The organism is Nocardia sp. Root136, assembly GCF_001427185.1.
Lineage (GTDB): Bacteria > Actinomycetota > Actinomycetes > Mycobacteriales > Mycobacteriaceae > Nocardia > Nocardia salmonicida.
On record NZ_LMFE01000001.1, the window covers coordinates 1003732 to 1028946 of the forward strand.

A 25215-nucleotide genomic window follows, 5' to 3' on the forward strand; every position below is an offset into this window, starting at 1 on the left:
CGGCGGGCGCCGACTTCGGCAACGTCCGCCGCGGCGGAGTTCATGTGCGTCGCCGGGACTCGTTGAGCGTGTCGGCGAGCGTGCGGTTCATCTCCGCGGCGGCGGCCAGCTGTTGTTGCAACAGCGCCACTTTGCGGCGTAGCGCGGTGGCGTCCATCCGGTCCAGGCTCGGGTCCTGGGTCGCGCGGACCCAGTTGCGCACCGAATTGGCGTGCACGCCGATCTGTTCGGCGACCATCCGGCACGCCTCGGATTCGCTGCGCAGCTTGTCGGTCAGCGCGACCACCTGGGCGACGGCGGCATTGCGGACCTCCGGCGAGACCCGGCGATAGGACCGGTGCGGCATCATTGCTCACTCCCGTTCGAGTAGTCCGGCGTGCCACGTGGGTTGTCGCCGAACTCGCTGAAGCGCTGATTCGTGTCGTGGATTCCGCTTTCTCGTTCCGACACCGTGAACTCCATGTGGAAAGGGATACCGGGTCGACGATCCTCACCGACCTTCAGCAAGAACTTTCCGGTACCGGGCGGCGATGGCCGCTGCTGGCCGGGCTTGAGCGCCTCACCGGTGAGGGCCTGCGGCGCCGACCAACTGGTCACCATCTCCTGCTCGGCCGAGGTGAACGGCACCGTGGAGTCGAGCCTGCTGATCTCCTCGGCGGGCAACGCGCCGAAGATCTTGGCGCGCGCGCGTTCCAGGAAGCCGATCGCCTTGGCGATCGCGGCGTCCGAGCCGAGCGCCTGCAGGTCCTTGATGGTGTGGCTGATCATGATCAGGGCGGTGGCCAGGCCGCGCTGCAGACGGGTCAGCTCGTCGACGCGGTCGACCATGAAGTCGCCGAGGCCGAGCACCTGCCACAGTTCGTCCATCACCACCTGGAAGTAGCGCTGCGGGCCGAGGTCGGCGTCGGCCAGCACGTGCGCGGCCTCGACGGAGGCGAAACCGTCTGCCCAGCAGGCCAACATGACCGCGGCCTTGAGCTTCTTGTCGCCGCTGGGGATGTGCGAGACGTCGATGCACACCGCGACGGCGCCGGTGTCGATGGGAACGCTGGTCTGGCCGTTGAAGATCGCGCCGAACGGGCCCTGGGTGAGCGCGCGCAGCGAACGGCGAAGCCCCTTGATCGCGTTCTGGTATTCGTCGCTGTTGTCGGCGCCCGCGTCGAGCATCATCTCGGGGCCGCCGCCGACGATCACCTCGAGCAGGTTCTCCATGATCGGCGGCTTGTCGGGGGTGAAGCCCCCTGGCTGGTAGAGGATGCGCAGCGCGGTGGCGATCAGCGTTTCCTCGAAGTCGGCCACGCGGGCGCCGCGGACCAGTTCCACCAGGCCCGCGATCAATGTCACCTGTCTGGCCCGCAGATCCTGCAGCACCTGACGTTGCAGCGCGGGTTTGTCTTCCAGGCGCGGCACGACCGAGCCGAGTACGCCCGCCGCCAGTGGGTTCAGCTTGCCGTGCCCGTAGCCGAGGTCGATCACCTGACCGCCGACGAGTTCGACCATCTTGCGGTAGTCGGGTTTCACGTCGGCCAGGATCAGCGGGGTGATGCCCTGGGCGATGCCGCCGAGCACGATCCGGCGCACGAGCGAGGACTTGCCGAAACCGTTGAGGCCGAGCACGAACAGGCTGGGCGCGGTGATGAAGCTGCCGCGCATGAACCAGTTCATCGGATCGAAGCAGACCGGGGCGCCGGTGTGCAGATGCGAGCCGAGCGGGGTGCCGATCAGCGGCGCGCCGGCACCGACCGACCACGGCCACAGACCCGCGACCTGGGCGGTGGTGGCCCGATACTCCACCGGGCGTCCGACGACGTTCATCTTGCCGCCGCCGGCGCCCGAGTAGCCGCGGTCGGTCAATTCGGCGGTGGTGCGGTCGAATCCGTCCTTGACGACGGCCTCGCTGCGGGCGTGCGCGTTGTTGCGACGCAGGTCGTCGGTGTGGATCCGGAAGGTCGCCCACGCCGCCCGCAGACCCGACTGCTCCCGGGCGATCATCTCGTAGCGGGCGCGGGTGGCGTCGTCGAGCAGCCTCGGGCCCGACTGCGAACGCCGGTCCGGCTTGGTCGATTTCGCGGATCGACCCGAACCCATCGCGCGGTCGGCGGCCTCGTCGGGCCGGATCGCGCGCACAGCCTTCGCGGGCCTTGGCTTCTTCTTCGTCAGCTTGGGTTCGGCCTGCTTCGGCCGTCGACGCGGATCGCCCTGGGGGCGTTGGTGTTCCAGACGTGGGCCGTGGTCCTCGTCGCGCAGCCCACGTTCGGCCCGCGCCCGCGCGGCCCGATCGGCATCGGGATGCGGGCGACGAGTGCGGCGCTCCCCCGCACCTTCGCGGCCGGGTGCGCGCGGTCCGTCACCGCGACCACGCGTCTCGTCACCACGGGGGCGAAGACGACCGTCCTCGTCCTCCCTCGGCCTGCGTGGTTCCTCGCCACGCGGTCGGGCCGGGCGGACTCGGTCGGCCCGCGGTTCCTCACGCGACCTGCGCTCACCCGACGAACGTTCTTCGGGCACGCGTGATCCCCGCGTCGAGCTCTCGCGCTCGTCGCGTTCGGTGCGCTCGTCGAGGCCGAGCACGTCGTCGCTCACGCGCGGCGCGCTCCCCGCGGGCCGTGGCTCGCGTTCGCCGCGGATGCGCGGCGGCCGGTGGACCGGGCGCAACGCGACATCGTCGCGATCGCGCACCGGGGGTTCGTAGTCGCGTCCCATAATCGCCTCACCCCGCCAATGCCTTCGGAATGGTTGCGTGTTCGGGCAGGATCACGCCGCAACCGAGAGATGCCGCGAACGCCGCGGACTGGTACCGGTAGCAGCGCCGGATCTTGAGCCGCGCCTGCGTGGAGAGGTCACGGGTGATGGCCTCGATGCGCGGCAGGTCACCGCGCAGCGGTTCGGTGATGGTGACCAGCGCGCCGAAACGGGTGACACCGTGTCCGCGTGCCTGTTCCTCGCGCGCCTGCTGGGTGGCGCCGACCCGCAGCGTCGCCGCCGCCGAGACCACACCGCGTTCGCTCTGCTGCGCGACGAGCGCGTTCTTGAAGTCGTCGTCGACGATCTCGGCGGCGTCGGCGGCCGAGTGCGGCCGGTAGACGATCGCGATGCGTTTGCGTGGCACTTCGGGATTGGGCGCGAGCAGCCGCTGCAGTACCCGCTCGTCCACCGCGCCCTCGGGCGCCGCGTCCATCTCCCAGGTCACCGAGCGGCCACCGTCGTGGATCAGGTGATCCCACTTCTCGTCGTAGGACACCGGGCCCGCGTCGTCCCAGCCGAGGCCGTGCCCACCGGGATCGGCCGCGGCCACCTCGAGATCGGCCTGCGCGGCCGGGTCGTAGCTGCGGCGGATGAAGGAGATGACCTCCTCGGCCGACATCGGCTGCGCCCGCACACCCGCCTCGGCCAGCGCCGCGCAGATACCGGGCAGCCTGCGCCCGATCTCCACCGCTTCCTCGGCCGGGTTCTTGCGCCGCTCGGCGGTGGTCGCCTTGAACGTGATCGCCACCCGTGGCAGCAATTGCACCCGCTCCTGCGGCAATTCGGTGGCCAGCTCGTACATCACCTGCTGGGCCAGATCGGGAGCTTCGGGGCGGGTGATCGTGGAAACCTCGTTGAGCAAACGGTTTCCGGTCTCGGGCACCGTGTCGATCACCGGCACCACCGCGACGATGTCGCTGGTCTGGCCGACCGAGGCGAGGAAGGTGCCCCAGGCCGCGACCCAGCGATCGATCACCGGCTGGTCCACTGCCTCGTGCCCCTGCGGCCAGGCGCGCAACACCACCGTGTACTGCGCGAACGCGGGCAGGTGGATCATCCCGAAGTGATAGCCGCCGGCGTCGATGCCTTCATAGAGCTTCGACGGAGCGAGCAGCCCTGGCAATTTCGTGACACCGCCGGGGATCCGGGAGAACCGGCCGCCGCGATACACGTGCTCGCCGTTGTTGCGCGAGCGCCTCCAGTTGAACATCATCAGTCCCGTCTCATAGCCCGAGCGGCCCCCCGTCCGCCACACCAGGGGCACCATGACCAGCGCACCGAGCCCGCCGACGACGAAGCCCCATTTGAATCCACCGACCATCGCGCAGATCAGTGCCGTGATCACCACGACGAAACCGATCACGGTCTCTTCCCAGCGCAGGCCGAAAAGGCCCGCGCTGCGCGGTTTCTGCCACAGCCCGTACGAGCGGCGCTCGTAGGTGTCGGTCGCCGATGTCGTCATCGCGGAATCGTGCTCCTGCCGAGGTCGGGTGAACGATTCGCCCAGCGGTCACCGGCGACGTCGCCCATCGATTGGTCCGCGCGCCCGGTGGTGTTGGCCGCGGTCCGCGCGGCCGCCACATTGCGGGCCGCGCCCGCGGGCACCGAGCCCGAACTGGTCGTCGCGGGTGCGGGAGCACCTCCGCGCGGTGGTGGCGTCGGCCGCGGCGCGCCGCCACCGCCGCCACCCGCGCCGCCGCCGGGCCCACCGGGCCGCGGACCCGCACCGCCACTACCGAAGTAACCCGCCGAACCGGGTGCCGCCGCGGGCCGGGAGGCGACGGCCTTGGTGCCGATCGCACCCAGCGCCATCGCGCCGACCGCCGCACCACCGGCCACCATCAGACCCGAACCACCGGTGCCGACCGTGGCCACCGCGGGTGCGACCAGGCGCATCAGCGCGGGCAGCACGAACGCCACGCTGCACAGCAGCACCAGCGCCACCAGCATCCGCTGCGCGTCCTCGCCGCTGGGCAATCCGCCGGACTCCGTGGTCTCGTCGACATGGCCCGCAGTGGTGAACGCGATCATGTACACGATCGCGGCCACCGGTTTGAACAGCATGAACGCGATGATCCAGCCGACCAGTTTCTGATACGACTGCTTGCCCGTTCCGGTCGCCGACGCGGCGGCCGCCAACGGCAGCACACCCGCGGCGACCACGAGCAGACCCTGCCGAACGATGGCGAGCACGATCTGGGCGAGCGCGCCGAGCAATCCGACGATGGCGATGATCAGCACCAGACCCGGCGAAAAAGCCTGCAACTTACTGGTTTTCACCATCAACTCGGCCATGTTCTTGGCATTGCCGCCGGTGGCGTCTTCGATGATCCACTCGGAGAACTTGTCCGAGGCGCGCGTACCCGCGACGATCACCGCGCCCAGCATCCACGAACTGAACACCACTCTGGCGAACAGGCGGAACGATTCGGCGGCCTCGCTCACGGCCGCCCCGCGTCTGGCTTCGGCCAATCTGCCGCCGGTGATGATCACCGAGGCGATCAACAGCAATATCTGGATCTGATAGGTGTAGTCGTTGATCTTGGTGAACAGTGCCCCCGAGTCGCTCACCGCCTCGTTGGGCACCTTCATCCAGAAGGTCAGCGCCAGGATCAGCGCCTCGCCAAGGCCCTTCATCAGCGAGTCGACCACCTTGCCGAAGGTCGAATCCCACGCCTTGTCCTTGACCGCGGTGGCCGCGTCGCCGGGATGGGAGGCGGCATTGCCCGCCTTACACACCGCCGATGCCGCGTCGCCGAGCGAGACTCCGGGGATCGCGACGCTGTCGAGGGTGTCGTGCAGTTCGTTGCACGCCTCGTCGAAGCCGTAGGTCTGGCCGTAGGCCACCGTCGGCGTCGCGATCATCACGGTGAAGATCACCGCGAAGATGGTGACGATCCGTCTCAGCATAGTTGGCACCCCTCGATGGTCCGCGCGGAATCGATCCGGGCTGTGCTGTACCTCGATCACCATGTCGTCCACCCCGCCAGCGATTCCACGTATTCGGTCTGGGTATTTGCTGTCGTCGATGGTTTGAGCCGCCAGTCACCGGCGTCCCACACCACGATCATCCGCATCGCGGCGTATAACTGCTTGCCGTCGATCACCGGGCCGCGCGAGGCGAGCCGCACGATCGCCAGATCGTCGGCGAAGTCGTCGATCTTGAACGCGTCGGAAGCCACGAAGTACTGGGTCACCTTCTTCGGCTGCTGCGCGGGCAGCTTGTCACCCGACAGCGCGGAGTCGTAGGCGGCCAATTGTGCTGTGCTGACCCGCAATTGCGTCACGTACAGGTCGCGGTCGCCCGGGCGGGCGTTGAGCCGGTAGGTGATCTGCGCGGCGGCCAGCGCGGCGCCCTGCGGGGTGCGCGCGTAGCCGACGGCGAGTCCGTCTTCGATCCGCGACGGCCCGTCGGAGGTGGAGAACGGCACCGACGCGCCGTAGACACGCTGCCAGCCATGCGGTTTCGTGGTGCCCTTCGGCGCGCCGGTCAGCCAATCCGGGTCCGTGGCGGTACGTTGCGTACCCGGTTCCTGGGCCAGCGGCTGGCCCGCCGGGTTGTTCGGGATGTCCACCCGCCTGCCGAGCAGGTCGACATCGGGTTCGGCGAAACCCGTTCCGCCCTCGGCCTGGGCGGGCGGCGGCGCGTTGTCCACGGCGCTGTCGCCGTCGCGACTGAAGTACACGACGGCGCCGACGACCATGATCAAGGCGAGCAGGGCACCGGAGGCGATCATGCCGAAGGACGCGCGGTCGCGCGTGCCCGGCTCCTTCTCGCTCACTGCGGTGCCTCCAATGTCACGATGTCTTGCGGTAATTCGTCGATCGGGTCGACCGGTCGGTCGACCGAGCGCGGATCGGGTAACTGCAGTCGCCAGTCTCCGCCGTACCAGCTGACCGTGGTGTGGTTCACCGCCCGTGACCGGTCGGAGTATTCGGTATAGACGTCGACTGTCGTTCGCTCGTCACGATATTCGGTAATTTTGTAACCCAACAATTTCGGCGCGTACTCCGCCGTAGCGGGTCCGGTGATCGACAGCTGTACTCGGTTGATCGCCCACTCGTCACGTGCCGGTCCGGGGACGAGTTCGGCGTTCACCACCTGGGCCCACTGACTGTCCGGCGCCACCGACAACCGGATGGTGTGGGTCAGCGCCGCCAGCCCGGCCCCGCGCGGGGAATGCTCGAAACCGGTCGCGGCTCCCTGGTCCACCGTTTTCGGGCCCTGGTCGGTGTGTGGCAGGGAGATGCCCTGGTAGTCCTGCCAGCCGATCCCGGTCGGTGCGGCTGTCAGGTCGGGGCCGGTATCACCACCGCCACCACAGCCGACGGCTGCCGCGAGCAATGCGATACCGACCGCAACCGGTCGTGTCACTGTGGAATTCATGCCGGCAGGAAGGCCAGCGCGATCGCGGACGCGGTACTGGCCACCGAAGCACCGATCAGACTCATCAGGACGCCGTGTGAGGCGTCGTTCACGGCGAGGTCGCTGCGGAACGCGATCCACAGTCGACCCGCCGACAGGATCATCCAGGCCAGGCACGACAGCAGGACGAACCAGAGCAGCCAGTTGAGCAACTGCATCATCGGCGCCAACACGTCGGCCGGGATCTGTTTGTAGGCGAGCACGGTGATCACTAACCGATGACCGCACTCATGATCGTGCCGGCGCTGGTCGCGACGACGCCGCCGATCATGGCGCCCGCCACCATCTTCGGCGACTCGAGACCACCACCGGTCCAGCGCTCCCACGCGAACTTGCCGCCCGCGTAGGTGATGCCGCAGATGCCCGACAGCAGTACGAACCAGGTGAGGTAACGCACCAGCTGCAGAATCTTCTCCGAGCCGGGCGGAGCTTCCGGAGTCGGATTACCGACCTGGGCCAGCACGGTGCCGTACGTGTCCTGCACGGCGAGGAGGAGCATGCTCATCGGGTGCCTTTCTCCCACTGTAAAGGTGTTGTGCCACAAACACTTCGACGACGACACACGTTTGTACACCACCGACCGGTGAACCGCCCGGCGTTCATGATCGACCCCCGCCCGACGTGGGCGGGCCGAGACTGGTGCGGATCGCGGCGACCACATCGGTACCGAGGTCACCGATTTCTACCGGCACGTCGTCGAGCGGGTCGGGGCGGCGTTTCTTGACCGCCACCTCGTCGCCCGGCGACCACACCGGAAGCGCGTCGGACTCCACCAGAGTCCATTCCTCGAACCATGGCACCTGCCAGACGTGCCCGGCCAGCGAGCCGACCACCTCCCGGTAGCGCCGGATCTCCGGCGCCATCCGACCAGGGCGCGCGGCGACGGTGATCAGGCCGAGAACCAGTGCGGGGCCCGCGAGCCCGGCGTGGTGCTGGCGCAGCAGATCGTGCGCGCGGGTGAGTCCGGAGATGGTTTCCCTGGCGACCAGCACGACATAGGGGGACTCCCGGTCGAACACGCCGGGCCAGCGCCCGCGCGCGTCGGCGGCGGGAGCGAGCACGTGCGCCAGGGTGGTCGCGCCGGCGCCTCCGTGCACCCCGAGCATCCACACCAGCGGCGCCCGGCCGACCCCGGGCACCGGTCGCTCCCAGATCTTGGCGCGCAGCGATTCTGGCGGCGCGACTACACCGGCGGGGGCGTCCGGTTCACGACGACGACGAAGATTCATGGCTGCCGTCATGATGCCACCCCCGCGAGCAAGCTCGCATACGCCGAACGCGTCGCCTCGGCGAGCTCGGCGTGGCGGACGAGTTCCCCGCGCGCGAGATGCGGGTCGTAGGGGATCTCGACGACCTCGCGCACCCAGCCGGACAGATGCTCGCGCAAATGCTCCGCTACGCGCGAGTCGTCGTGCGAGTACTGGTGCGAGACAACGATGGTGGTGTCGGCCACCACACCGGCGCCGTCGTCACCGTAGTGGTCGTCGAGCCATTCCAGGGTCACACGCAGCCGGTTGGCGGCGTCGACGCGGGCCGGAATGGCAAGGACGAGTGCGATATCGGCATCGTCGAGCAGGGGGCGCAGTTGCCGTCCGGCAATCGGGTTGCCGCCGTCGTACACCGCTGTGTACCCACCGGTGTCCAGCGCCCGCGCGACAGTGAGAAATGTCGCGCGCCGACGCAGCGGGGTCGCGTCGCGCCACAGCAGCCCGAAACCGGAGGTGGAACGGGAAAGGCACTCCTCGAGCGGTGCCGGTTCGTCGTCGCCGCGGCCGTATACCCAGGACTGCAGATTCACCGGGTGCAGGTGTTTGTCGGCGCCGCGCAGGGCGATATCGCTGCCCGCGGCGGTCGCGTCGACCGCTACCGTCGTGGCACCCGCGGTGACCAGTTCCGCGGCCAGGCCGAGCACCGTCGTTGTCGTGCCCGCACCGCCGCAGCCACCGACCACCAGGATCGGCCTGCGGGTACCGTCGCGGCGCTCACCGTTGCGACGCCGCAACCGCACCACCGGAGCCGGATCACGCGCCAGGTCATCGGACGGGTCCCCCTCGGGGGCCTCGTCGAGCCATCGGCTCCAGTCGTCTGTCATCGCCTCTCCTTACCCTGCCGCGATGCCCGTGATGAGCGTGCGATCGCCGACCAGCGCTGTTCGCACCGATTGCTTGGTGTAGGTGGCCGGTGCGCCCGCGGGCCGGAACTCGGTGACCTCCACCGTGTACCGGTCGGCCGCGACAGTGGTGATCCGCACGCAGTGGGTGGTCCCCACCGGGATGGTGTCGATACCGCGCTGGATCACGGCGGCCGGCGAGACGTCGGCGTCGGGGGTGGCCACCGCTCTGGCCAGCTCCCCCGATCGGGTCACGTAGTAGGCGTATTGGAAGGCGAGCACGGCGTCGGGGCCCGAGCCGGTACCGCCCGCCTCCGCGCTGCGCACCACGATGTCGGTGCGCTCGGTCGGGCACGAGCCCGCGGTGTCGGCGGTCAGGTTGCCCGCGGTGAAATGCAGCGGCGGGGCGGCGTGCCGGGCCGCGTCGCCGTCGCCGCGTCCGAAGAGCAGGAGGAACACACCGGTCGCGGCGAGGACGAGCACCAGCACCGAGACCACGAGAACCACCCAGGCGCGCTGCCGTTTCCGGCTCGCGCGCAGCGCGCCGGAGGGTTCGAGCACGCGGGCGTCGTCGTATTCGTCGGCGGCGGCCTCGGGCCAGGGGAACTGGACGAGTTCGGCGTCGTAGTCGTCGTCGGGGCCGGGTGCCGGCTCGGCGACCCAGTCCGACCAGCCGCCGGTGAAGTCGCTGCGACGTCCGGCCAGTTGCGCGGGGGGCGGTGGTACCGGGTCGGGTTCGACCGGGTGGGGTCGCTTTCCGTACGCGGCCGGGGCGAAGTCGGCGGATTCAGTTGTCGCGTCATCGAACTCGGTGGCTCGATCGAACGGGTCGCCCTTCGCGTTCGACAGGTGCTGAACGGGTCGGCGGTCGTCGTCGACATTCGGCTTCGGCTCGACGCTCCAGCCGTCCCGTTCGTCGACGGCGTTCGACCGCGGCTCGGCGTTCCAGCCGACCGGATCGCCGATTTTCGGCTCGGACTCGGTGTTCGAGTCGTGCGGGTCGCCGACAACTTTCGACTGAGGCCCCGCGGCCCGGCTGTGCGAGTCGCCGGTGGCGTTCGACTGATCGTCGAGGTCGAGGCTGAACGGTTCCGGCTGACGCTCCCCTGCCGGCGCGGGTTCCGGCGTCGGGGTGGAGTCGGGACTCGTCGAATATCGGTCGATGCTGTCGTCGTCGCCCGCCACCGGTTCGGTGGTGCCCGGGCGCGTGGGGGCACCGGTATCGGTATCGGACTCGGGCTCCAGCGCCGAGTACCAGCGCGACAATTCGTTGTACGACTTCAACATTCCCCCCTTTCCACGGCGCCGGGCACAGTTCGCATCGAAGACCTCTCGGTGATCAGTTCACAGAGAACGGACGGGTGGTGGGTGCGGTGGTTACGGGTGTCGCGGCAGGCGGAGTCGTCGCGCCGCCGGATGAGGCGCCATCGGCTCCTGTCCCGAACGGAAATTGTCCCCCACCGGAGGGTTTGGGTGTCGGAGACGCGCCGTTCGGGCTCTGGAATATTCCCATACCACGCGAGTCGGACCCGCCGACCGGTACCGCGCCCTTCCCGGAAGCGCCTGCCGCGTCGCGGGCCAGCGCGGCGAACCACTCGCCCACGTACTGCGTCGGTGTCGCGCCGTTCGCACCGACGCCCATGCGCGAGTACGCGTCATGGCGTTGCAGTGTGTTCCAGTAGCGCACCCAGGTGGTGACGTCGAGGAGCTCGGCGTTGTCGGTGACGTTCTGCTGGACCGCGGTGAACGCCTCGTTGACCAGCCGTACCCCGGTGGTCGGCGGGACGAGTTGCGGGACCGCGCCTACCAGTTTCGTCCCGAGCAGCGTCAGCCCGGCCAGCGGATTCGACAGTGTGGCCGTGGCCAATTCGCTGATGCTCGCGGGGCTGATCACCGACTTCACCACGGTGGCGACGGCGTTGAGACCGATCATGCCCACCTTCAGCAGCGCCCGGTACGCGGCGTTCATATCGAGCTTGCTGTTCGGGTCCGAGGCGTCGGACAGTCGCTGCGAGATCGACTTCTTCGGCGAGATCGACACATCGCCCAGGGTGCTGCCGGAGATGTCCTCCTCGACCACCGCGGTGGCGGTTTCGATGGAGGTGAACGCCAGCGCCTGCGCGATCGAGGTCAACGAGCCGATCGGGTCGCCGCCGGAGAGTTTCGTCTGGCTCATGAGGTTGGTGACGGCCCGCACGATCGGCGCGCCCTGGGGAGCGTCGCACGCGAGATCGCCTGTGGCGCAAAAGCTTGCGACGCGACCGGTGAGTTTGCCGAAGTCGTCGGTCTGCTCACTCCGCGGAGCGAGTCCGCCGCCGGACGCGATACCTTGGCGCACCTCACCGATGGCGGTCAGCGCCTCGCCGGAGGTGCCGGGCGCGGCCAGCGGCGAGGACCGGTCGGGTGCGCCGGGGAACAGCGGCGCGTTCTCGCCGCGGGTCGGGTCGGCGAACAACGCGACCGCGGCGACCTTGTCCGCGGACACCGCACCGGTGCCCGCGCCGACCTCCTGGGCGAACAGCGAGGCGACATGGGCGCCTTGGGAGTACCCGACGACCGCGATCCGGGAGTCCGGGCAGCGTCGGATCACCTGGGTCGCCATCGAGCGGAGTCGCTCCAACCCGCCCGCGACCGATTCCGTGTACGGCACCGCCCCGCCCTGGACCGCGCCACCGAAACCCGCCTCGTAGGGCACATAGGCACGATCGACGAGTCCCGCGTCGGCCGCGCCGGCCATCATCGGGCGGAACACCGTCGACAGCATTCCGGTATCGGTGCTGGGCGCCGCGTCGGGCGACGACTCGCCCGTGCCCTGAATTCCCAAGGCGTACAGCGCCGGACACGCCGCGATAGATACCTGCGTAGACGGCGTGGTGGGTGTACGGTCTTCCGCACCGGCCACCCCCGCCGTAACCGACAGCGAAGCGACGGTGAACGCTATCAGCGTCCCCGTGAGTCGTGTCGTGCACCGAGCCATATCGATCCGCATCACAGTCCGTTTCGGCTGACCAGTGGAGCGTTGAAACGCACTAAACCGTAACAGATTCCGGGTAACCCAACCGCTGCCCTAATCGGCCCTTTCACTGCCCCCGGCAAACCCGCTGCGGCCGGCAACTTTTCGGCGATCACCTGGACAGACAGCGGCCCGGGCACCCTCGCGAGGCGAGAGTGCCCGGGCCGTGGTCGAGGTCAGGCGGCGGAGGTCACCCGGTACACGTCGTAGACACCTTCGACGTTGCGCACCACATTGAGCAGATGGCCCAGGTGCTTGGGGTCGCCCATCTCGAAGGTGAACTTGCTGATCGCGACGCGGTCACCGTGCGTGGCTACCGAGGCGGACAAGATGTTGACCTTCTCGTCGGCCAGCACCTTGGTCACGTCCGAGAGCAATCGGGTGCGGTCGAGCGCCTCGATCTGGATGGCGACCAGGAACACCGACGAGGGCGAGGGTGCCCATTCGACGTCGATGATCCGCTCCGACTGCTCCTGCAGCGAATCGGCGTTGGTGCAGTCGGTGCGGTGCACACTCACCGAGCCACCACGGGTGACGAAGCCCATGATCTCGTCGCCCGGCACCGGCGTGCAGCACTTGGCCAGCTTGGCGACCGTTCCCGGCGCACCGGGGATGAGCACACCGGCATCACCGGTGACCCGCTGCCTGCTGGGCGTGGTCGACGGCGTCGACCGCTCGGCCAGCTCGTTCTCGACATCGCCGATGCCGCCGAGCTGGGCCATGAGCCGCTGCACCACATGGTGAGCCGACACCTGGTGCTCGCCGACAGCGGTGTAGAGCGTGGAGATGTCGCTGTAGTGCAGCTCGTGCGCGACCGCGGTCATCGCCTCGACGCTCATCAACCGCTGCAGCGGCAGCCCGACGCGGCGGACCTCCTTGGAGATCTGCTCCTTGCCGCTCTCGAGCGCTTCCTCACGCCGCTCCTTGGCAAACCATTGGCGAATCTTGGCTTTCGCCCGCGGGGAGACCACGAACTTCTGCCAGTCACGGCTGGGTCCGGCGTTCTGCGCCTTGGAGGTGAACACCTCGACGACTTCGCCGTTCTCCAACTGCCGTTCCAGTGCCACGAGGCGCCCGTTCACCCGCGCGCCGATGCACTTGTGCCCGACCTCGGTGTGCACGGCGTAGGCGAAGTCGACCGGGGTCGACTTCTGCGGCAGCGTGATCACGTCGCCCTTGGGCGTGAACACGAAGATCTCCGGCGACTTCAGGTCGAAGCGCAGCGATTCCAGGAACTCCGCGGGGTCGGCCGCCTCACGCTGCCAGTCGAGCAGCTGACGCATCCACGCCATGTCGTCGACCTCGGCGGCGTCACCGGAGTGCTTGCCCTTGGTCTCCTTGTACCGCCAGTGCGCGGCGATGCCGAATTCGGCGGTCCGGTGCATGTCCTGGGTGCGGATCTGCACTTCCAGCGGCTTGCCGTCGGGGCCGACCACGGTGGTATGCAGCGACTGGTAGACCCCGTAGCGCGGCTGCGCGATGTAGTCCTTGAACCGGCCCGCCATGGGCTGCCACAGCGAGTGCACGACCCCGACCGCGGCGTAGCAGTCACGCACTTCCTCGCACAGGATGCGCATGCCGACCAGGTCATGGATGTCATCGAAGTCTTTGCCCTTGACGATCATCTTCTGATAGATCGACCAGTAGTGCTTGGGCCTGCCCTCGACGATCGCGTTGATCCGCGACGCGGCCAGGGTGTTGGTGATCTCGGCGCGCACCTTCGCCAGATAGGTGTCGCGCGAGGGCGCGCGGTCGGCGACCAGGCGCACGATCTCGTCGTACTTCTTGGGGTGCAGGATCGCGAAGGCGAGGTCCTCGAGCTCCCATTTGACGGTCGCCATGCCGAGGCGATGCGCCAGCGGCGCGATCACCTCCAGGGTCTCCTTGGCCTTCTTGGCCTGCTTCTCCGGCGGCAGGAAGCGCATGGTGCGCATGTTGTGCAACCGGTCGGCGACCTTGATCACCAGCACGCGCGGGTCACGCGCCATGGCGATGATCATCTTGCGGATGGTCTCGGCTTCGGCCGCCGCGCCCAGGTTGACCTTGTCGAGTTTGGTGACGCCGTCGACGAGGTGGGCGACTTCCTGGCCGAACTCTTCCTTGAGCTGCTCGAGGGAGTAGCCGGTGTCCTCGACGGTGTCGTGCAGCAGGGCCGCGACCAGGGTGGTCGTGTCCATGCCGAGTTCGGCGAGGATGTTGGCGACCGCGAGCGGGTGCGTGATGTAGGGGTCGCCGGACTTGCGGAACTGTTTGGCGTGGCGCTCGTCGGCGACGTCGAAGGCGCGCTGGAGCAGGCCGAGGTTGGCCTTGGGGTACAGCTCGCGGTGGACGGTGGCCAGCGGTTCCAGCACCGGCTTGACCGCCGCGATCCCACGTTGACCCGTCATCCGTCGAGCCAGCCGCGCGCGGACGCGCCGGGAGGCCGAACTGGGCACCGAGGCTGTCGGGGACTGCTTGGCGGTTTCGGGGGTCTTCGCCGGGGCACCTTCGCTTGGCGTGGCGCCGGTGGATTCCTGCCCGACCTTCGCCTCGCCGAGTTGTCGAGTCATGCCACCACCTCTCACGCTGCATTCGGACCTGTCGGCCGAGTGCTGCAAACCGCCCGGGTCCTCAACTTTAGTCCCCGCACCGACCTGGTGTTCGAGTCACCGGGGTCACAGGCCTGCGGCTAATCCGCCACTCCGCGGTTTCTGCCGGTCGTTCCCGGGCAGCGTAGTGAGTTTCCGGGCCTGCCGATAGGTGTTCGACAGGTTTTGGTCGTCCCCGATGAGTTACCCACGTCCTAGCGTGATCAGCGGTTTGTTCTGACCCGACTCGTGGGATCTGTCAGCGCTCGTCGGCGTGGGTCGGGCGGGTGCGGAGGCTGTGGCCGTCCAGGCGGCCCGGTGGGGCGGCGAGGAGGTCGAGGACGGTGGGGGTGAGATCGATCAGCGTGTGGGCGCTGGTCACGGTGCCGGGGGTGAAGTCGGGGCCGCGGGCGATGACGAAGTTGGCGGTTTCGGCGGGGGTCCGGCCCCCGTGGCCGCCGGTCGGGAGGTGGCCGTGGTCGGTGGTGACCAGGACGGTCCACTGTTCGCGGGGAAAGGCTTGCGCGCGCCGGTCGACCGCCGCGACGATCTGGCCGACCAGCGCGTCCACCCGGCGAATCGCGGCCAGGTAGGCGCGGGACGCACCGCCGTGCTGGTGGCCTGCCAGGTCGATCTGGTCGAGGTGGGTGAAGACCAGATCAGGGCCGCAACGCTCGATCGCCGACACCACGTCGGTCGCGGTCGCGGCATCGGTAGCCGATTCGTCGGGGTCGTCGGCGACCGGCACGGTGGTGAGGGCGACGTCGGCGCGCCGGTCACCGGTGGCGGCGATCGTCGCGATCTGGTGCCAGGTGCCGATGGACACGGTGTACCGGGCGGGGTCGGCCCGTTCGATCCGGGTGAACACACTCGGGTGTGCCAGGAACGGACTCGCGTCGAATTCGTTGTCGGTGATCCCGTGCTCGGTGTCCCACACCCCGGTCAGCGCGCTCGCCCACGACGGCCCGGAAATCGTGATGTGCCCCGCGATGTCGCCCTGCGAGAGCAGCCCCTGCGCGGCAAGGCGGCGCAACCGCGGCGCCTGCGCCGAATCGGCCTTGTCGAACATCAGGCCATCGATCCCGATGACGACGACCTTGTTCACCACCTCCCCGACCCCGCGTCGAGGAGCCCCGAACTCGGCGGCCGCGTCGACCGTCGCCCCCACATCGTCGAACGCCGCCACCGACCCCGCCGCCGACCCGACCAGCGGAATCGTCACCAACGCGGTCACCAGCGCGACAAGCACTTTCGCCGGAGCCGACATCTCGCGCATGCCATCACGATGAGGGATCCGTGCCGCCGCGGCGAGACCGACGCGACGGTGTTCATCGACGTTTCATCGCCTTCGCACCCCTCGGACGCTTCGCTGAACAACCGGCGAACCACAGCGTCGAGCCGCGAATTCCGTTGACATCAGCAGCGGTGTGTGGCCCTCGGTCCTGCGCCGCGTCTACGCCCTCTACGACCTGGGAACCACCGCTGTGCGGTGAGCCGCTCAGTTCTCGTCGACGTCGAACGCCCACACCACGGCGGGTCTGCCGGTGGCCTTCACCCGGCGACGTTCACCGGTGCGACCGAGTCCGGGAATCGCGGCGAGCGTGCGGTTGAGGTTGGCGGGGTCGGGACGAGCGCCGTGCAGGGAGGTACTGAGATCGACCGCACGGGTAGCGGGAAACTCGGTGCCCGCCAGTGCTCGGGTGAGCGTCGCGTCCTTCCAGAGGAGTCCGGCCAGCAAGCCGCGGCTGGTCTCGACGATGCGGTTGTGGTCGAACGCCAGCGGCGGGACGTCGTCGAAGCCCACCCACTCGGCTGGGCCCTCGTGTTCGGCGACCACCGCCCACATCGCGATGGCCAGCGTCGGGCCGCGCGGGTCTCGATGGGGTTCGTCGAACGTGACGAGCTGGCCGACCGCGCCGATCGCCTCGGTCGGCACCCCGAGTTTGGTGTGGACAGCGCGTCGGGCGGCGTCGACGAGACGTTCGCCGCGGCCGAGCAGCACGCCGGGTAGCGCGAGTCGGCCGGTGAACGGCTCGAACTCGCGGGGGGCGATGCCGAGACGAACGCCGCTGTCGGCGTCCCAGCACCGCAAGGTCACCACATCGATCGACACAACGGATTGCTCCACGTCACCCCATCCTGTCCGAGCTGCCCTGCTCCGGGCACAGTGCGCCGATACCGCGGTTCACGGTACGCATGCCCCGATTCTTCCCTGCCTGCCGACATCATCGGGCTGCCCCTCCAGTCGGCGGGGACAGCCGCGACAGCACGGTCGCGCCGATCCGGACCGTGACCGGTCAGCACCACCGGCACCCGCAACCGCTCGGCCAGCCACGCTGCCGGGTCGTCGTCGATCGGCGCGAGAATCGGTGTCGCGTCCACGAGTTGGTCGGTGAGCCGCTGCTGGTGATCGAGATCACGCCACCGTCCGGGGACGAGTTCGGTCACTCTGCCCGCAGGCGTGTCGTATGCCTGTGCGGCACAGACAGTTCCGGGCACGTCGAGGTGGTTGACGATCAACCCGTCGATCCCGCCACACACCTCGACGGCGTAGCGCAACAGGATCGGATCGAGGTGCCCCTGCCGGAACGCGCCCTGGTAGTGCCCGGTGCCGTTGTGCGGTTCGGCAAATCCGAGCGGCGCCTCGGTCGGCAGCGGGCCCGCGCCGTGCCGGGTCATATAGGTGCGGGTGACGCCGAGCACCGCGGCGGTTCCCCCGATTTCGCGGATCATGGCGCGCGCGTTGCGCGGCTCGACCGTCGACCAGGTGGTGTGCGGGTGCAGGCCCCGCCACTCGTCGAGCAGCACACCCTGCGCACCCTCGAACACCAATCGCCCCTCGCGCGCGGACCGAGCGAGTTCACCCGCATCGGTGATGCGGACGGCGCGCGCGAAATCGCGATACATCGCCACCAGGGCGTCGATCGATTCGTATCCGTGCGCGCTGGGCCCGACGAGGCTGTCGTAGTGCGCGGCGAGCCGATCCAGCTTGGCGCGCAGCACGGCAGGCGCTCGGCAGTCGGCCACCGTCGGTGCGTCGTGCTCCAGTGCGTACCAGGCTGTTTCGCCGATGCCACGACCACAGGAACCGTGCCGCGAGGCACCCCTCGCGTCTTCGCGCGCACGGTTCGCGGCGATGTGGATCGGCGTGGTCAGCAGGGCGCGACCGTCGACGGCGAGCAGTCCGAGCGGGTCGCGGACACCGAGCGCGGCCAACTGCTCGGATTCGGCGGCGAGCGCGATCGGCTCGACCAGCATGTGCCGCGACAACACGGTCGGCACCCCGGAGAAGGACCCCGACCCGAACTGCGCGAAGGTGTGGTGGCGACCGTCTGCCACGACATTGTGCGCGGCCTGCGCACCGCCGTTGAACCGCACGACGGCCGCCACTCCCAGATCCGCCTCCGGTGAGCACAACCAGTCGACCGTCGCGCCCTTACCGGCATCACCGAAGCCGAGATCGACGACGACGAGGTGACGTTCACCGAACATCGAACTCATCGCCCCGGCGGCAGCGCGCGCATCGTCGGAGCGGGCTTCGAGCCGAGCGCCCGGCCGACCGCGTCGGCCTCGTCACCCGACCCGACATCGCGCAGATCGGCCAGCCCGGTATCGAGATCGACCCGGTCCTCGCCCAATCCGATGGTCAGCGCGATCAATTCGCAGACCGCGCCGGGGTCGTCGAGTTTCAGGAAATTCTGCCCGAGCAACGCCCGCCAGTGTTCGGCGATCTCCGGATCCCGGTAGTACGACGACTGATTCGGCAGAATGTAGTACACGTGCCAGCGCTGCTCGAGCTCGCGATAGATCGACTCCACAGACACATCGCGGCGCACATGGTCGCCGACCACCGCGCGGATGTGCCGGGCGGCCAGGCGAGGCTTGTTCAACTCGTCGCCGATCAGGAACAGATACCCCTTCTTGCCGCGCTTGTCCCAGGCGTCCGTCGCGACGTGCTCGGCCATGAAATAGGCGGCCAGCTCATAGCTTTCGGATTTCTGTCCGCCACCGCCGCCTTCGAGCAGGATCGCCCGCAGTTGTTCGTCCATCCGATTGTCGGATTCGAACTGCCCAACCTGCAACGGCACCCGATCGGTATCGGCGTCGCCGATCGCGCCGAACAGAACCTGCGGGTCCTGCGCGTACCCCTTGTTCTTCAGCAGCCCGTGCAGTTTCCCGAGCTTGTCCTGCATGATGCGCGGCACCCGCCCCATCGACCCGGTCACATCGAACAGCACGGCCACCGGCAGTGAGTTCCCGTGCTCGGCCGAGTCCCGGCACTCGCGCTTGCCGACTCCGAACGGATCCAGCAACGGGTGCGCGCACCACGTGTCATACGGCTTCGCCCGCATCTCGGCCGTATAGCCGAAGTCATCCACCCCCTGCCGCGCCCGAAACGTCTTCCCCGCCCGGTAGGCGGTGTCGTCCCAATTCCCGTACCCCATTCGAACCACTCCCTCTCGCCTTGATCGTTGTTTTAGTCTATTCCACCAAAACTATGATCGTCAAGGCACCCCGGCAGATTCGCCCCGACTCCTCCACTAGGGGAAACGGCCGTCCGGCAACGGCGTCAAGCGCGAGCCGACGAGGGCAACACCCGGACCGGGCTTGCCACCGGGCCCGGGATGCCACGTGACGTTGTCCGAGGCGAGGGGAGCGCCACATTCCCGACAGACGACGACACCCTCGGTCACCCGACCGCAGTCGCGGTGGACCACCGACAGCGGTGGCCCGTCGTCACCGGCCAGCCAGCGATCACCCCAGGCCAGCAGCATGGTCAGGACCGGGTAGAGATCGCGACCACGCTCGGTGAGGACGTACTCGGTACGGGTCGGGTTCTCCTGATACACCCGGGTTTCCACGATCTCGTGGTCGCGCAGAGTGCGAAGACGGTCGGTCAGCACGTTCGACGCGATGCCGAGATCGCGACGCAGGTCCTCGAAGCGGGTGATGCCGAGGAACAGGTCGCGCAGGATCAGGGGGGTCCACCGCTCCCCCACGATGCCTACGGTGCGCGCGATCGAGCACGCGATATCGGCGAGGTCCGCTTTTGCCATAGCACCGAGGGTAGTCCATTGCTTTTTGCAAGTCAGCTGGTTACGGTCAGAAGGCACCTGAACGATTCGCCATAAAGGAAGGTGTAATGCCCATGTCCGATGCCCTCGCCGATCCGGTGTCCATCGATTCGGTGGCCCGATTCCGGCACGCGACCACCACCAACGACATCACCGCCCTGCTCGACACCTTGACCGAGGATGCCGAACTCGTCTCACCGGTGTCGGGACGGCTCGTGTTCCGTGGTCGAAAGGATCTGGCCCCGTTGCTCACCCTCGTCTATCGAGCGGTCAGCGATCTGCGGTGGACCGATACCCTCGGCACCGGTGACACCCGAGTCCTGTTGGGCGAAGCCAGGTTCGGCCCCTTTCGGATGACCGAGGCCATGGTGCTCGACCTCGATACCGACGGCCGCATCCAGCGGATGCGCCCACATCTGCGGCCCTGGCTCGCGCTCACCGCGGTAGCGGTGTGGTTGGGCCCGAATCTGCTCCGGTATCCAGGAGCGATTCGCCGGGCCGCGCGCCCTGCTCGATAGGCACCCGGCCGTCTTCGACCAGGCCGTCCGGGGTGAGCTCGAGCCTGCGGGTCACCCCGATGTCGTCGAGGAAGCGCTCGTCGTGACTCACCACGATCAACGCGCCCTCGAAACTCGCCAGCGCCTGGGTGAGGTGAGCGAGGCTGGGGAGGTCGAGGTTGTTGGTGGGTTCGTCGAGCATCAGCAGCTTCGGGGCGGGTTCGGCGAGCAACAGGGTCGTCAGGGCGGCGCGCAGCCGTTCTCCGCCCGAGAGCGCGGCCGCGGCGATGTCGGCGTCGGCGCCGCGGAACAGGAAGCGCGCGAGCTGACCGCGGATCTGTTCCGGTGTCGCGTGCGGCGCGGCGGCGGCGACGTTGTCGAACACCGTCCGCGTTTCGTCGAACACGTCGAGGCGCTGCGGCAGCAACCGCCACGCCACCTTCGGGTCCTCGGCGACGATCCGGCGCAGCAGAGTGGTCTTGCCCGCCCCGTTCCGGCCGGTCAACGCGATCCGCTCCGGTCCGCTCACGCGCAGATCGACCACCGGCCCGTTGGCCAACTCGACCTGCTGGAGGTCGAGCACATCCTGGCCCGGATACAGCCGGGTGCCCGGGAGCTCGACCCGGATCTCCCGGTCCGCGCGCACCAATTCCTCGGCCTGGCCGAGGGTTTCACGAGCGGAGTCGAGTTTGTCGATGTGGGAGTTGCGCAGCTTGCCCGCCGACACCTCCGCGGCGTTCTTGCGCAGTCCCGCGACAATTTTCGGGACCCGCTTGTTGTCCTGCATCTTCTGAGCGAAGCGCGCCCGCCGGTCCAGTTTCGTTCGCGCGTCGACGAGTTCGCGCGCCTGCTTGCGCACATCGGAGCGCGCGTCGCGAACGGCCGCGCGCGCCGACTCCTGCTCGGCCTCGATGATCCGCTCGTAATCGCTGAAACCACCACCAAAGGAACGGATCTCACCCGCGCGCAGTTCGGCGATGCCGTCCATCCGGTCGAGCAGATCCCGATCGTGGCTGACCACGATCACGGTGCCCGCGAACTGCCGGATCACCTCGTAGAGGCGTCCCCGGGCGACCGCGTCGAGGTTGTTGGTCGGCTCGTCGAGCAACAGCACGTCGGGCTCGCGCAACAGCTCGGCGACCACGCCGAGCAATACGGTTTCGCCGCCGGAGAGGGTGTCGAGGGTCCGGTCCAGGTCCTCGACCGACTCGGCGACGTAGTCGAGCCCGAGCTTGCCGAGCAGCGCGAGGGCCTCGTCCTCGACCTGCCAGGCCGTGCCGACGGTGTCGAAGTCCGCGGGCTCACCGGTACCGCTTTCGATGCGGTGCAGTGCGTCGCGCACCTCGGCGATGCCGAGCACGGCGTCGACCCGCTGACCGGTTCGCATGCCCAGGTCCTGACGCAGGTACCCGAGGCTGCCCGGCACGGAGATCGACCCGCGCACCGGCTTCAGCTCGCCGGCCACCAGCCGCAACAGCGTGGATTTTCCGGCGCCGTTGCTGCCGACCAGACCGATCTGCCCGGGTCCGACGACAGCATCGAGCCCGTCGAAGACAGCGGTGCCGTCCGGCCAGTGAAAAGTGAGATCGGAAAAAGAAAGAGAGGTCATGCGGATCCCCTGGAGGTGCGACGGATACACGGTGCGCAGAATGCGGACCGTCCGAGAGCGCTACCTCAAGAAATCAACGCGTGACTCCGATCGCCGGGAACAAGACCCTTCATTGATAACACCCCGACGCCCCAGCGCGCCACCCCTTTTTCCGGACCTGTGAGCCCGCTCATGTCGCGGCTAGTCTGAATTCGAAAAGCTCAGCCCCCTAGTCGAGGAGTGCGATGTCGGAGACGATTGTGGTGCGAACGGCCGGTCAGGGCGACGTCGACGCGGCGGCGCGGACACTGGCCGAAGCCTTCCAGCACGACCCGGTGATGAGCTGGATCCTGCCGGACCCACACCGGCGCGCGCTCGGTCTGCCCCGATTCTTCGCCACTATGGCGCGCCACATCTTCGTCCCCAGCGGTGCGTCCGAGGTGGCCCTCCGCCCGGACGGCACGGTGGGCGGCGCGGCCCTGTGGACCCCGCCGCACACGGCGCAGTCGTCGATGAGCGAACTTCGCACGCTGCCCGGCCTCTGGCGCGCCTTCGGCCGCCGCGTCCCGGCCGCCAAACAGGTCGGCGACCTGCTGAAGAAGAACCACCCCACCGAACCACACTGGTACCTGGGAATGATCGGCACCGCCCCCGATGCCAGAGGCGGCGGCTTCGGCCACGCCCTGCTGCGCACCGCCCTCGAGACCGTCGACGTCGAGGGCGCCCTCGCCTATCTCGAATCCAGCAACCCGGTCAACGTTCCGTACTACGAACGCTTCGGCTTCGCGGTGACGGGCGAACTCCATCTCCCGGACGGCCCGCCGCTCTGGCCGATGCTGCGAACACCGCGCTGAGAACGGGTCAGAGCTTGACGATCGAGGTCACCGGGTAGTCACCCTGGTGCTCGCGGCCCTGCAGGAACTCGAGCTCCATCACCACCGCGGCGGCTACCACCTCGGCGCCGACCTCCTTGAACAAGGCGGCCGCGGCGGCGAGGGTGCCGCCGGTGGCGAGGACGTCGTCGAGCAGCAGGATTCGCTTGCCCGCGAGGTCGACGCCGTCGGCGGGGATCTCCAGTGCGGCGGAACCGTATTCGAGTTCGTACTCGCGCGAGACGACCGGCGGCGGGAGCTTGCCACCCTTGCGGATGGCGAGCACCCCGGTGCCGAGGGTCGCCGCGACACCGGCGCCGAGCAGGAAGCCACGCGCGTCGACACCGGCCACGAGGTCGGCATCGGGGGCGATGGCGGCGAAGCAGTCGATGACCGCGCGGAAACCGGCCGCGTCGGCGAAGACCGGCGTCAGATCGGCGAAACGCACACCCGGCGTGGGGAAGTCGTCGTGCCAACGAGTCAGCCGAGTGACCGCCTCGGCCGCCTCGGCGGTCCGCTCACTGGCCTGATCCTCGGACTCGACCACCGCGTGCTTGCTCATCAACCCTCTTTCATCACGTCCACTCATCGCTGCAACACCCAGCGATCCATGTTCCACCCGGTACCGGCCTGTGTCGGCCCGGCGATCCCGTTCTGCATCCCGTTGCCGAAAGCGATGACGCGCGGCGTCGCGAACAACGGAATGCTCGGGAGCTGCGCCCACAATAGGTTCTCGGCCTCGGTCAGCAAATTCAGCGTCGCGGTCGAATTGGACTCGCCCGCAAGCTGATCGGTGATCGCATCGTAGCGACCGTTAGCAAAGCCACCGAAATCGAGGCCGCTACCTGCCCGCAACGCGGCGAACGCGACAACACCCTCGCTCGATCCCGCGGGCCCCGGCACCGCACCGGTGCCGCCGAGTATCGCGTCGACGGCACCCTCGGGCAGCCTGACCGGAGTGAAGTCGGGCGCACCCGCGTCGACCACGGTGATTCCCGCCCCACGGCACGACTCGGCGATCATCGCCACGGTCCGCGCACGGCGGGCGTCGGGCCCCTGGTAACCGATCCGCACCGTCGGCTGCGCCGTGCCCGCGGAGGCCAAGGTCGCGGTGGCCGCGGGGATATCGGCGCCACGATACCGATCGGCGCCCCCGATCACCGCCGGGTAGTACAGCGAATCCTGCTGTACTACATGGGCATTCAGAACGCCCGCGCCGAGACCGTACTTCGGCGGCTCCTTCCCCGCCTTGCCGAGGGTGTCGAACAGCGCCTGCCGGGGCACGCACTGCGCGAACGCCCGGCGCACCTCCACCCGCGAGAACACCCCGCCGGTGGCGAGCACGAGCTGTTCGGCACTGCGACTGGCGACCGTCTGCTCGTCGAAACCGTCGAGCTTCAGATCCGCGACCGACCCGGCCCCGAGATCGACCACCCCGAGCGCGTTCTCCTTCGCCTTGGCGGCGAAGTCGGTGCCCTTGGGCCATACCACGATCCGCTTCGTCTCGGGCGCGTCACCCCACCACTTCTCGTTGGCGACCAGCACCAGACCGTCCTTCGCGCTGAAGGATTCGATCCGATACGGACCCGACGACGGGAACTTGGTCAGGTCGAGCGCCCCGGCCTTGACAGTCCAGCCGCTGTTCCAGAAATCGGCGATCCGGCCGATCACCGGACCGTCGCCGGTCTGCAGGGCGTTCACCACATTCGGCACGCCGACCGCCTGCGCCACCACATGCGCCGGCATCACCTCGGTCGCGGTGAACAGCGTCCGCCACGGCAGGTAGTGCTTGCCCGGCCGGAACACCACGGTGGCGTCCTTGGATCCCGGTTGGCAGTCGATCCGTTCGATCTCGTCGTAGCCCACGGTGCTCGCCGCGTCGAACAGCGAGACGGGCCCGCGATCGCCCGGGCGGGTGAACTTGCCCGAGCGCGCCGACCACGCCAGCACCAGGTCGTCGCAGGAGGTCTTCACCCCGTCGGAGTACACCCCGTCCGGGTTGAGCCGGTACTGCACCGTCTGGGTCTCGCCCGGCACTTCCTTGGCCGTGCCGACGTCGGTGTCGGCCACCTGCTGACCGTCGGGTCCGGTGTAGAAGAACCCGGTCAGCACGCGGCCGAACACCGCGGCGGCGCCACTACTGGCACCGAGCGTGCTCGCGCCGTTGTAGCTGGCGATCGAGGCGTCCACGGCGTACCCGATGGAGGGCACCTGGTTCTTCGCCGAGCACCCGGCCACCACGGAGGTGGTCACGGCCGCCGTGGCGAGGGCGGTGATCAGCCGAATCGTGCTGCGTCGCATGATGAGACCCCCTGCTTGTCG

The 25215-nt window shown here is 68.6% G+C and carries 23 protein-coding genes; 2 read left to right on the forward strand and 21 right to left on the reverse strand.

What is annotated here, in order from left to right; translation table 11 throughout:
• Positions 1-40: 40 nt before the first annotated feature.
• The 18 genes from ASD42_RS04850 to ASD42_RS04935 all read right to left on the reverse strand — a co-directional run bounded on the left by ASD42_RS04850 (position 41) and on the right by ASD42_RS04935 (position 19918).
• Positions 41-349: a transposase gene (locus tag ASD42_RS04850; protein ID WP_056810706.1), complete on the reverse strand. Its 309-nt coding sequence runs from the start codon at positions 347-349 to the stop codon at positions 41-43.
• Complete coding sequence (locus ASD42_RS04855) at positions 346-2703, reverse strand: hypothetical protein (RefSeq protein ID WP_084466190.1); 2358 nt, start codon at positions 2701-2703, stop codon at positions 346-348. The genes ASD42_RS04850 and ASD42_RS04855 overlap by 4 nt, the downstream gene beginning before the upstream one ends.
• A gap of 7 nt (positions 2704-2710) precedes the next feature.
• Positions 2711-4207 carry an SCO6880 family protein gene (locus ASD42_RS04860; RefSeq protein WP_056810708.1) on the reverse strand — a complete coding sequence of 499 codons (1497 nt, stop codon included), beginning with the start codon at positions 4205-4207 and terminating at the stop codon, positions 2711-2713.
• Positions 4204-5655 carry a hypothetical protein gene (locus ASD42_RS04865; RefSeq protein WP_056810711.1) on the reverse strand — a complete coding sequence of 484 codons (1452 nt, stop codon included), beginning with the start codon at positions 5653-5655 and terminating at the stop codon, positions 4204-4206. The genes ASD42_RS04860 and ASD42_RS04865 overlap by 4 nt, the downstream gene beginning before the upstream one ends.
• A 56-nt stretch (positions 5656-5711) precedes the next feature.
• Positions 5712-6527 carry a hypothetical protein gene (locus tag ASD42_RS04870; RefSeq protein ID WP_056810714.1) on the reverse strand — a complete coding sequence of 272 codons (816 nt, stop codon included), beginning with the start codon at positions 6525-6527 and terminating at the stop codon, positions 5712-5714.
• Positions 6524-7120, reverse strand: coding sequence for a hypothetical protein (locus ASD42_RS04875; protein WP_082843851.1), 597 nt, complete (start codon positions 7118-7120; stop codon positions 6524-6526). Before ASD42_RS04875 ends, ASD42_RS04870 begins: the two co-directional genes overlap by 4 nt.
• Before the next feature lie 8 nt (positions 7121-7128).
• On the reverse strand, positions 7129-7383 hold the full coding sequence (locus ASD42_RS04880) for a hypothetical protein (RefSeq protein WP_056810720.1): 255 nt from the start codon (positions 7381-7383) through the stop codon (positions 7129-7131).
• Complete coding sequence (locus ASD42_RS04885; RefSeq protein ID WP_056815437.1) at positions 7383-7676, reverse strand: hypothetical protein; 294 nt, start codon at positions 7674-7676, stop codon at positions 7383-7385. The genes ASD42_RS04880 and ASD42_RS04885 overlap by 1 nt, the downstream gene beginning before the upstream one ends.
• Before the next feature lie 94 nt (positions 7677-7770).
• Positions 7771-8412 (reverse strand): hypothetical protein, encoded by a 642-nt coding sequence (locus ASD42_RS04890; protein ID WP_056810723.1) that lies wholly within the window; start codon positions 8410-8412, stop codon positions 7771-7773.
• Complete coding sequence (locus ASD42_RS04895) at positions 8409-9263, reverse strand: MinD/ParA family ATP-binding protein (protein WP_056810726.1); 855 nt, start codon at positions 9261-9263, stop codon at positions 8409-8411. The genes ASD42_RS04890 and ASD42_RS04895 overlap by 4 nt, the downstream gene beginning before the upstream one ends.
• Before the next feature lie 9 nt (positions 9264-9272).
• Positions 9273-10565 (reverse strand): hypothetical protein, encoded by a 1293-nt coding sequence (locus ASD42_RS04900; RefSeq protein WP_156677383.1) that lies wholly within the window; start codon positions 10563-10565, stop codon positions 9273-9275.
• 55 nt (positions 10566-10620) lie between these two features.
• Positions 10621-12270, reverse strand: coding sequence for a cutinase family protein (locus tag ASD42_RS04905; RefSeq protein ID WP_235569308.1), 1650 nt, complete (start codon positions 12268-12270; stop codon positions 10621-10623).
• A gap of 200 nt (positions 12271-12470) precedes the next feature.
• Positions 12471-14843 carry a RelA/SpoT family protein gene (locus tag ASD42_RS04910; protein WP_056810731.1) on the reverse strand — a complete coding sequence of 791 codons (2373 nt, stop codon included), beginning with the start codon at positions 14841-14843 and terminating at the stop codon, positions 12471-12473.
• A gap of 277 nt (positions 14844-15120) precedes the next feature.
• Positions 15121-16137, reverse strand: a complete 1017-nt coding sequence (locus tag ASD42_RS04915; protein WP_056810734.1) for an alkaline phosphatase family protein — start codon at positions 16135-16137, stop codon at positions 15121-15123.
• 222 nt (positions 16138-16359) lie between these two features.
• Positions 16360-16989: an NUDIX hydrolase gene (locus tag ASD42_RS04920; protein ID WP_056810737.1), complete on the reverse strand. Its 630-nt coding sequence runs from the start codon at positions 16987-16989 to the stop codon at positions 16360-16362.
• Positions 16956-18362: an adenylosuccinate synthetase gene (locus ASD42_RS04925; RefSeq protein ID WP_084787005.1), complete on the reverse strand. Its 1407-nt coding sequence runs from the start codon at positions 18360-18362 to the stop codon at positions 16956-16958. The genes ASD42_RS04920 and ASD42_RS04925 overlap by 34 nt, the downstream gene beginning before the upstream one ends.
• The gene (locus tag ASD42_RS04930; RefSeq protein ID WP_056810740.1) at positions 18359-19306 is read right to left on the reverse strand and encodes a hypothetical protein; all 948 of its coding nucleotides are present in this window, start codon (positions 19304-19306) and stop codon (positions 18359-18361) included. The genes ASD42_RS04925 and ASD42_RS04930 overlap by 4 nt, the downstream gene beginning before the upstream one ends.
• Before the next feature lie 96 nt (positions 19307-19402).
• On the reverse strand, positions 19403-19918 hold the full coding sequence (locus tag ASD42_RS04935; RefSeq protein ID WP_056810743.1) for a winged helix-turn-helix transcriptional regulator: 516 nt from the start codon (positions 19916-19918) through the stop codon (positions 19403-19405).
• 92 nt (positions 19919-20010) lie between these two features.
• On the opposite strand from ASD42_RS04935, the gene ASD42_RS04940 reads away from it, so the two are divergent.
• On the forward strand, positions 20011-20454 hold the full coding sequence (locus ASD42_RS04940) for a nuclear transport factor 2 family protein (protein WP_056810746.1): 444 nt from the start codon (positions 20011-20013) through the stop codon (positions 20452-20454).
• Here ASD42_RS04940 and ASD42_RS04945 read toward each other — a convergent pair.
• On the reverse strand, positions 20372-22042 hold the full coding sequence (locus ASD42_RS04945; protein WP_084787006.1) for an ABC-F family ATP-binding cassette domain-containing protein: 1671 nt from the start codon (positions 22040-22042) through the stop codon (positions 20372-20374). The genes ASD42_RS04940 and ASD42_RS04945 overlap by 83 nt on opposite strands.
• A 224-nt stretch (positions 22043-22266) precedes the next feature.
• Here ASD42_RS04945 and ASD42_RS04950 point away from each other — a divergent pair, with 224 nt between their 5' ends.
• Positions 22267-22875: a GNAT family N-acetyltransferase gene (locus ASD42_RS04950; RefSeq protein ID WP_056810749.1), complete on the forward strand. Its 609-nt coding sequence runs from the start codon at positions 22267-22269 to the stop codon at positions 22873-22875.
• A 7-nt stretch (positions 22876-22882) separates the two neighbouring features.
• Here ASD42_RS04950 and ASD42_RS04955 read toward each other — a convergent pair whose 3' ends face one another.
• Positions 22883-23455, reverse strand: coding sequence for an adenine phosphoribosyltransferase (locus ASD42_RS04955; protein ID WP_056810752.1), 573 nt, complete (start codon positions 23453-23455; stop codon positions 22883-22885).
• A 23-nt stretch (positions 23456-23478) separates the two neighbouring features.
• Complete coding sequence (locus tag ASD42_RS04960) at positions 23479-25194, reverse strand: ABC transporter substrate-binding protein (RefSeq protein ID WP_056810755.1); 1716 nt, start codon at positions 25192-25194, stop codon at positions 23479-23481.
• Positions 25195-25215 lie beyond the last annotated feature (21 nt).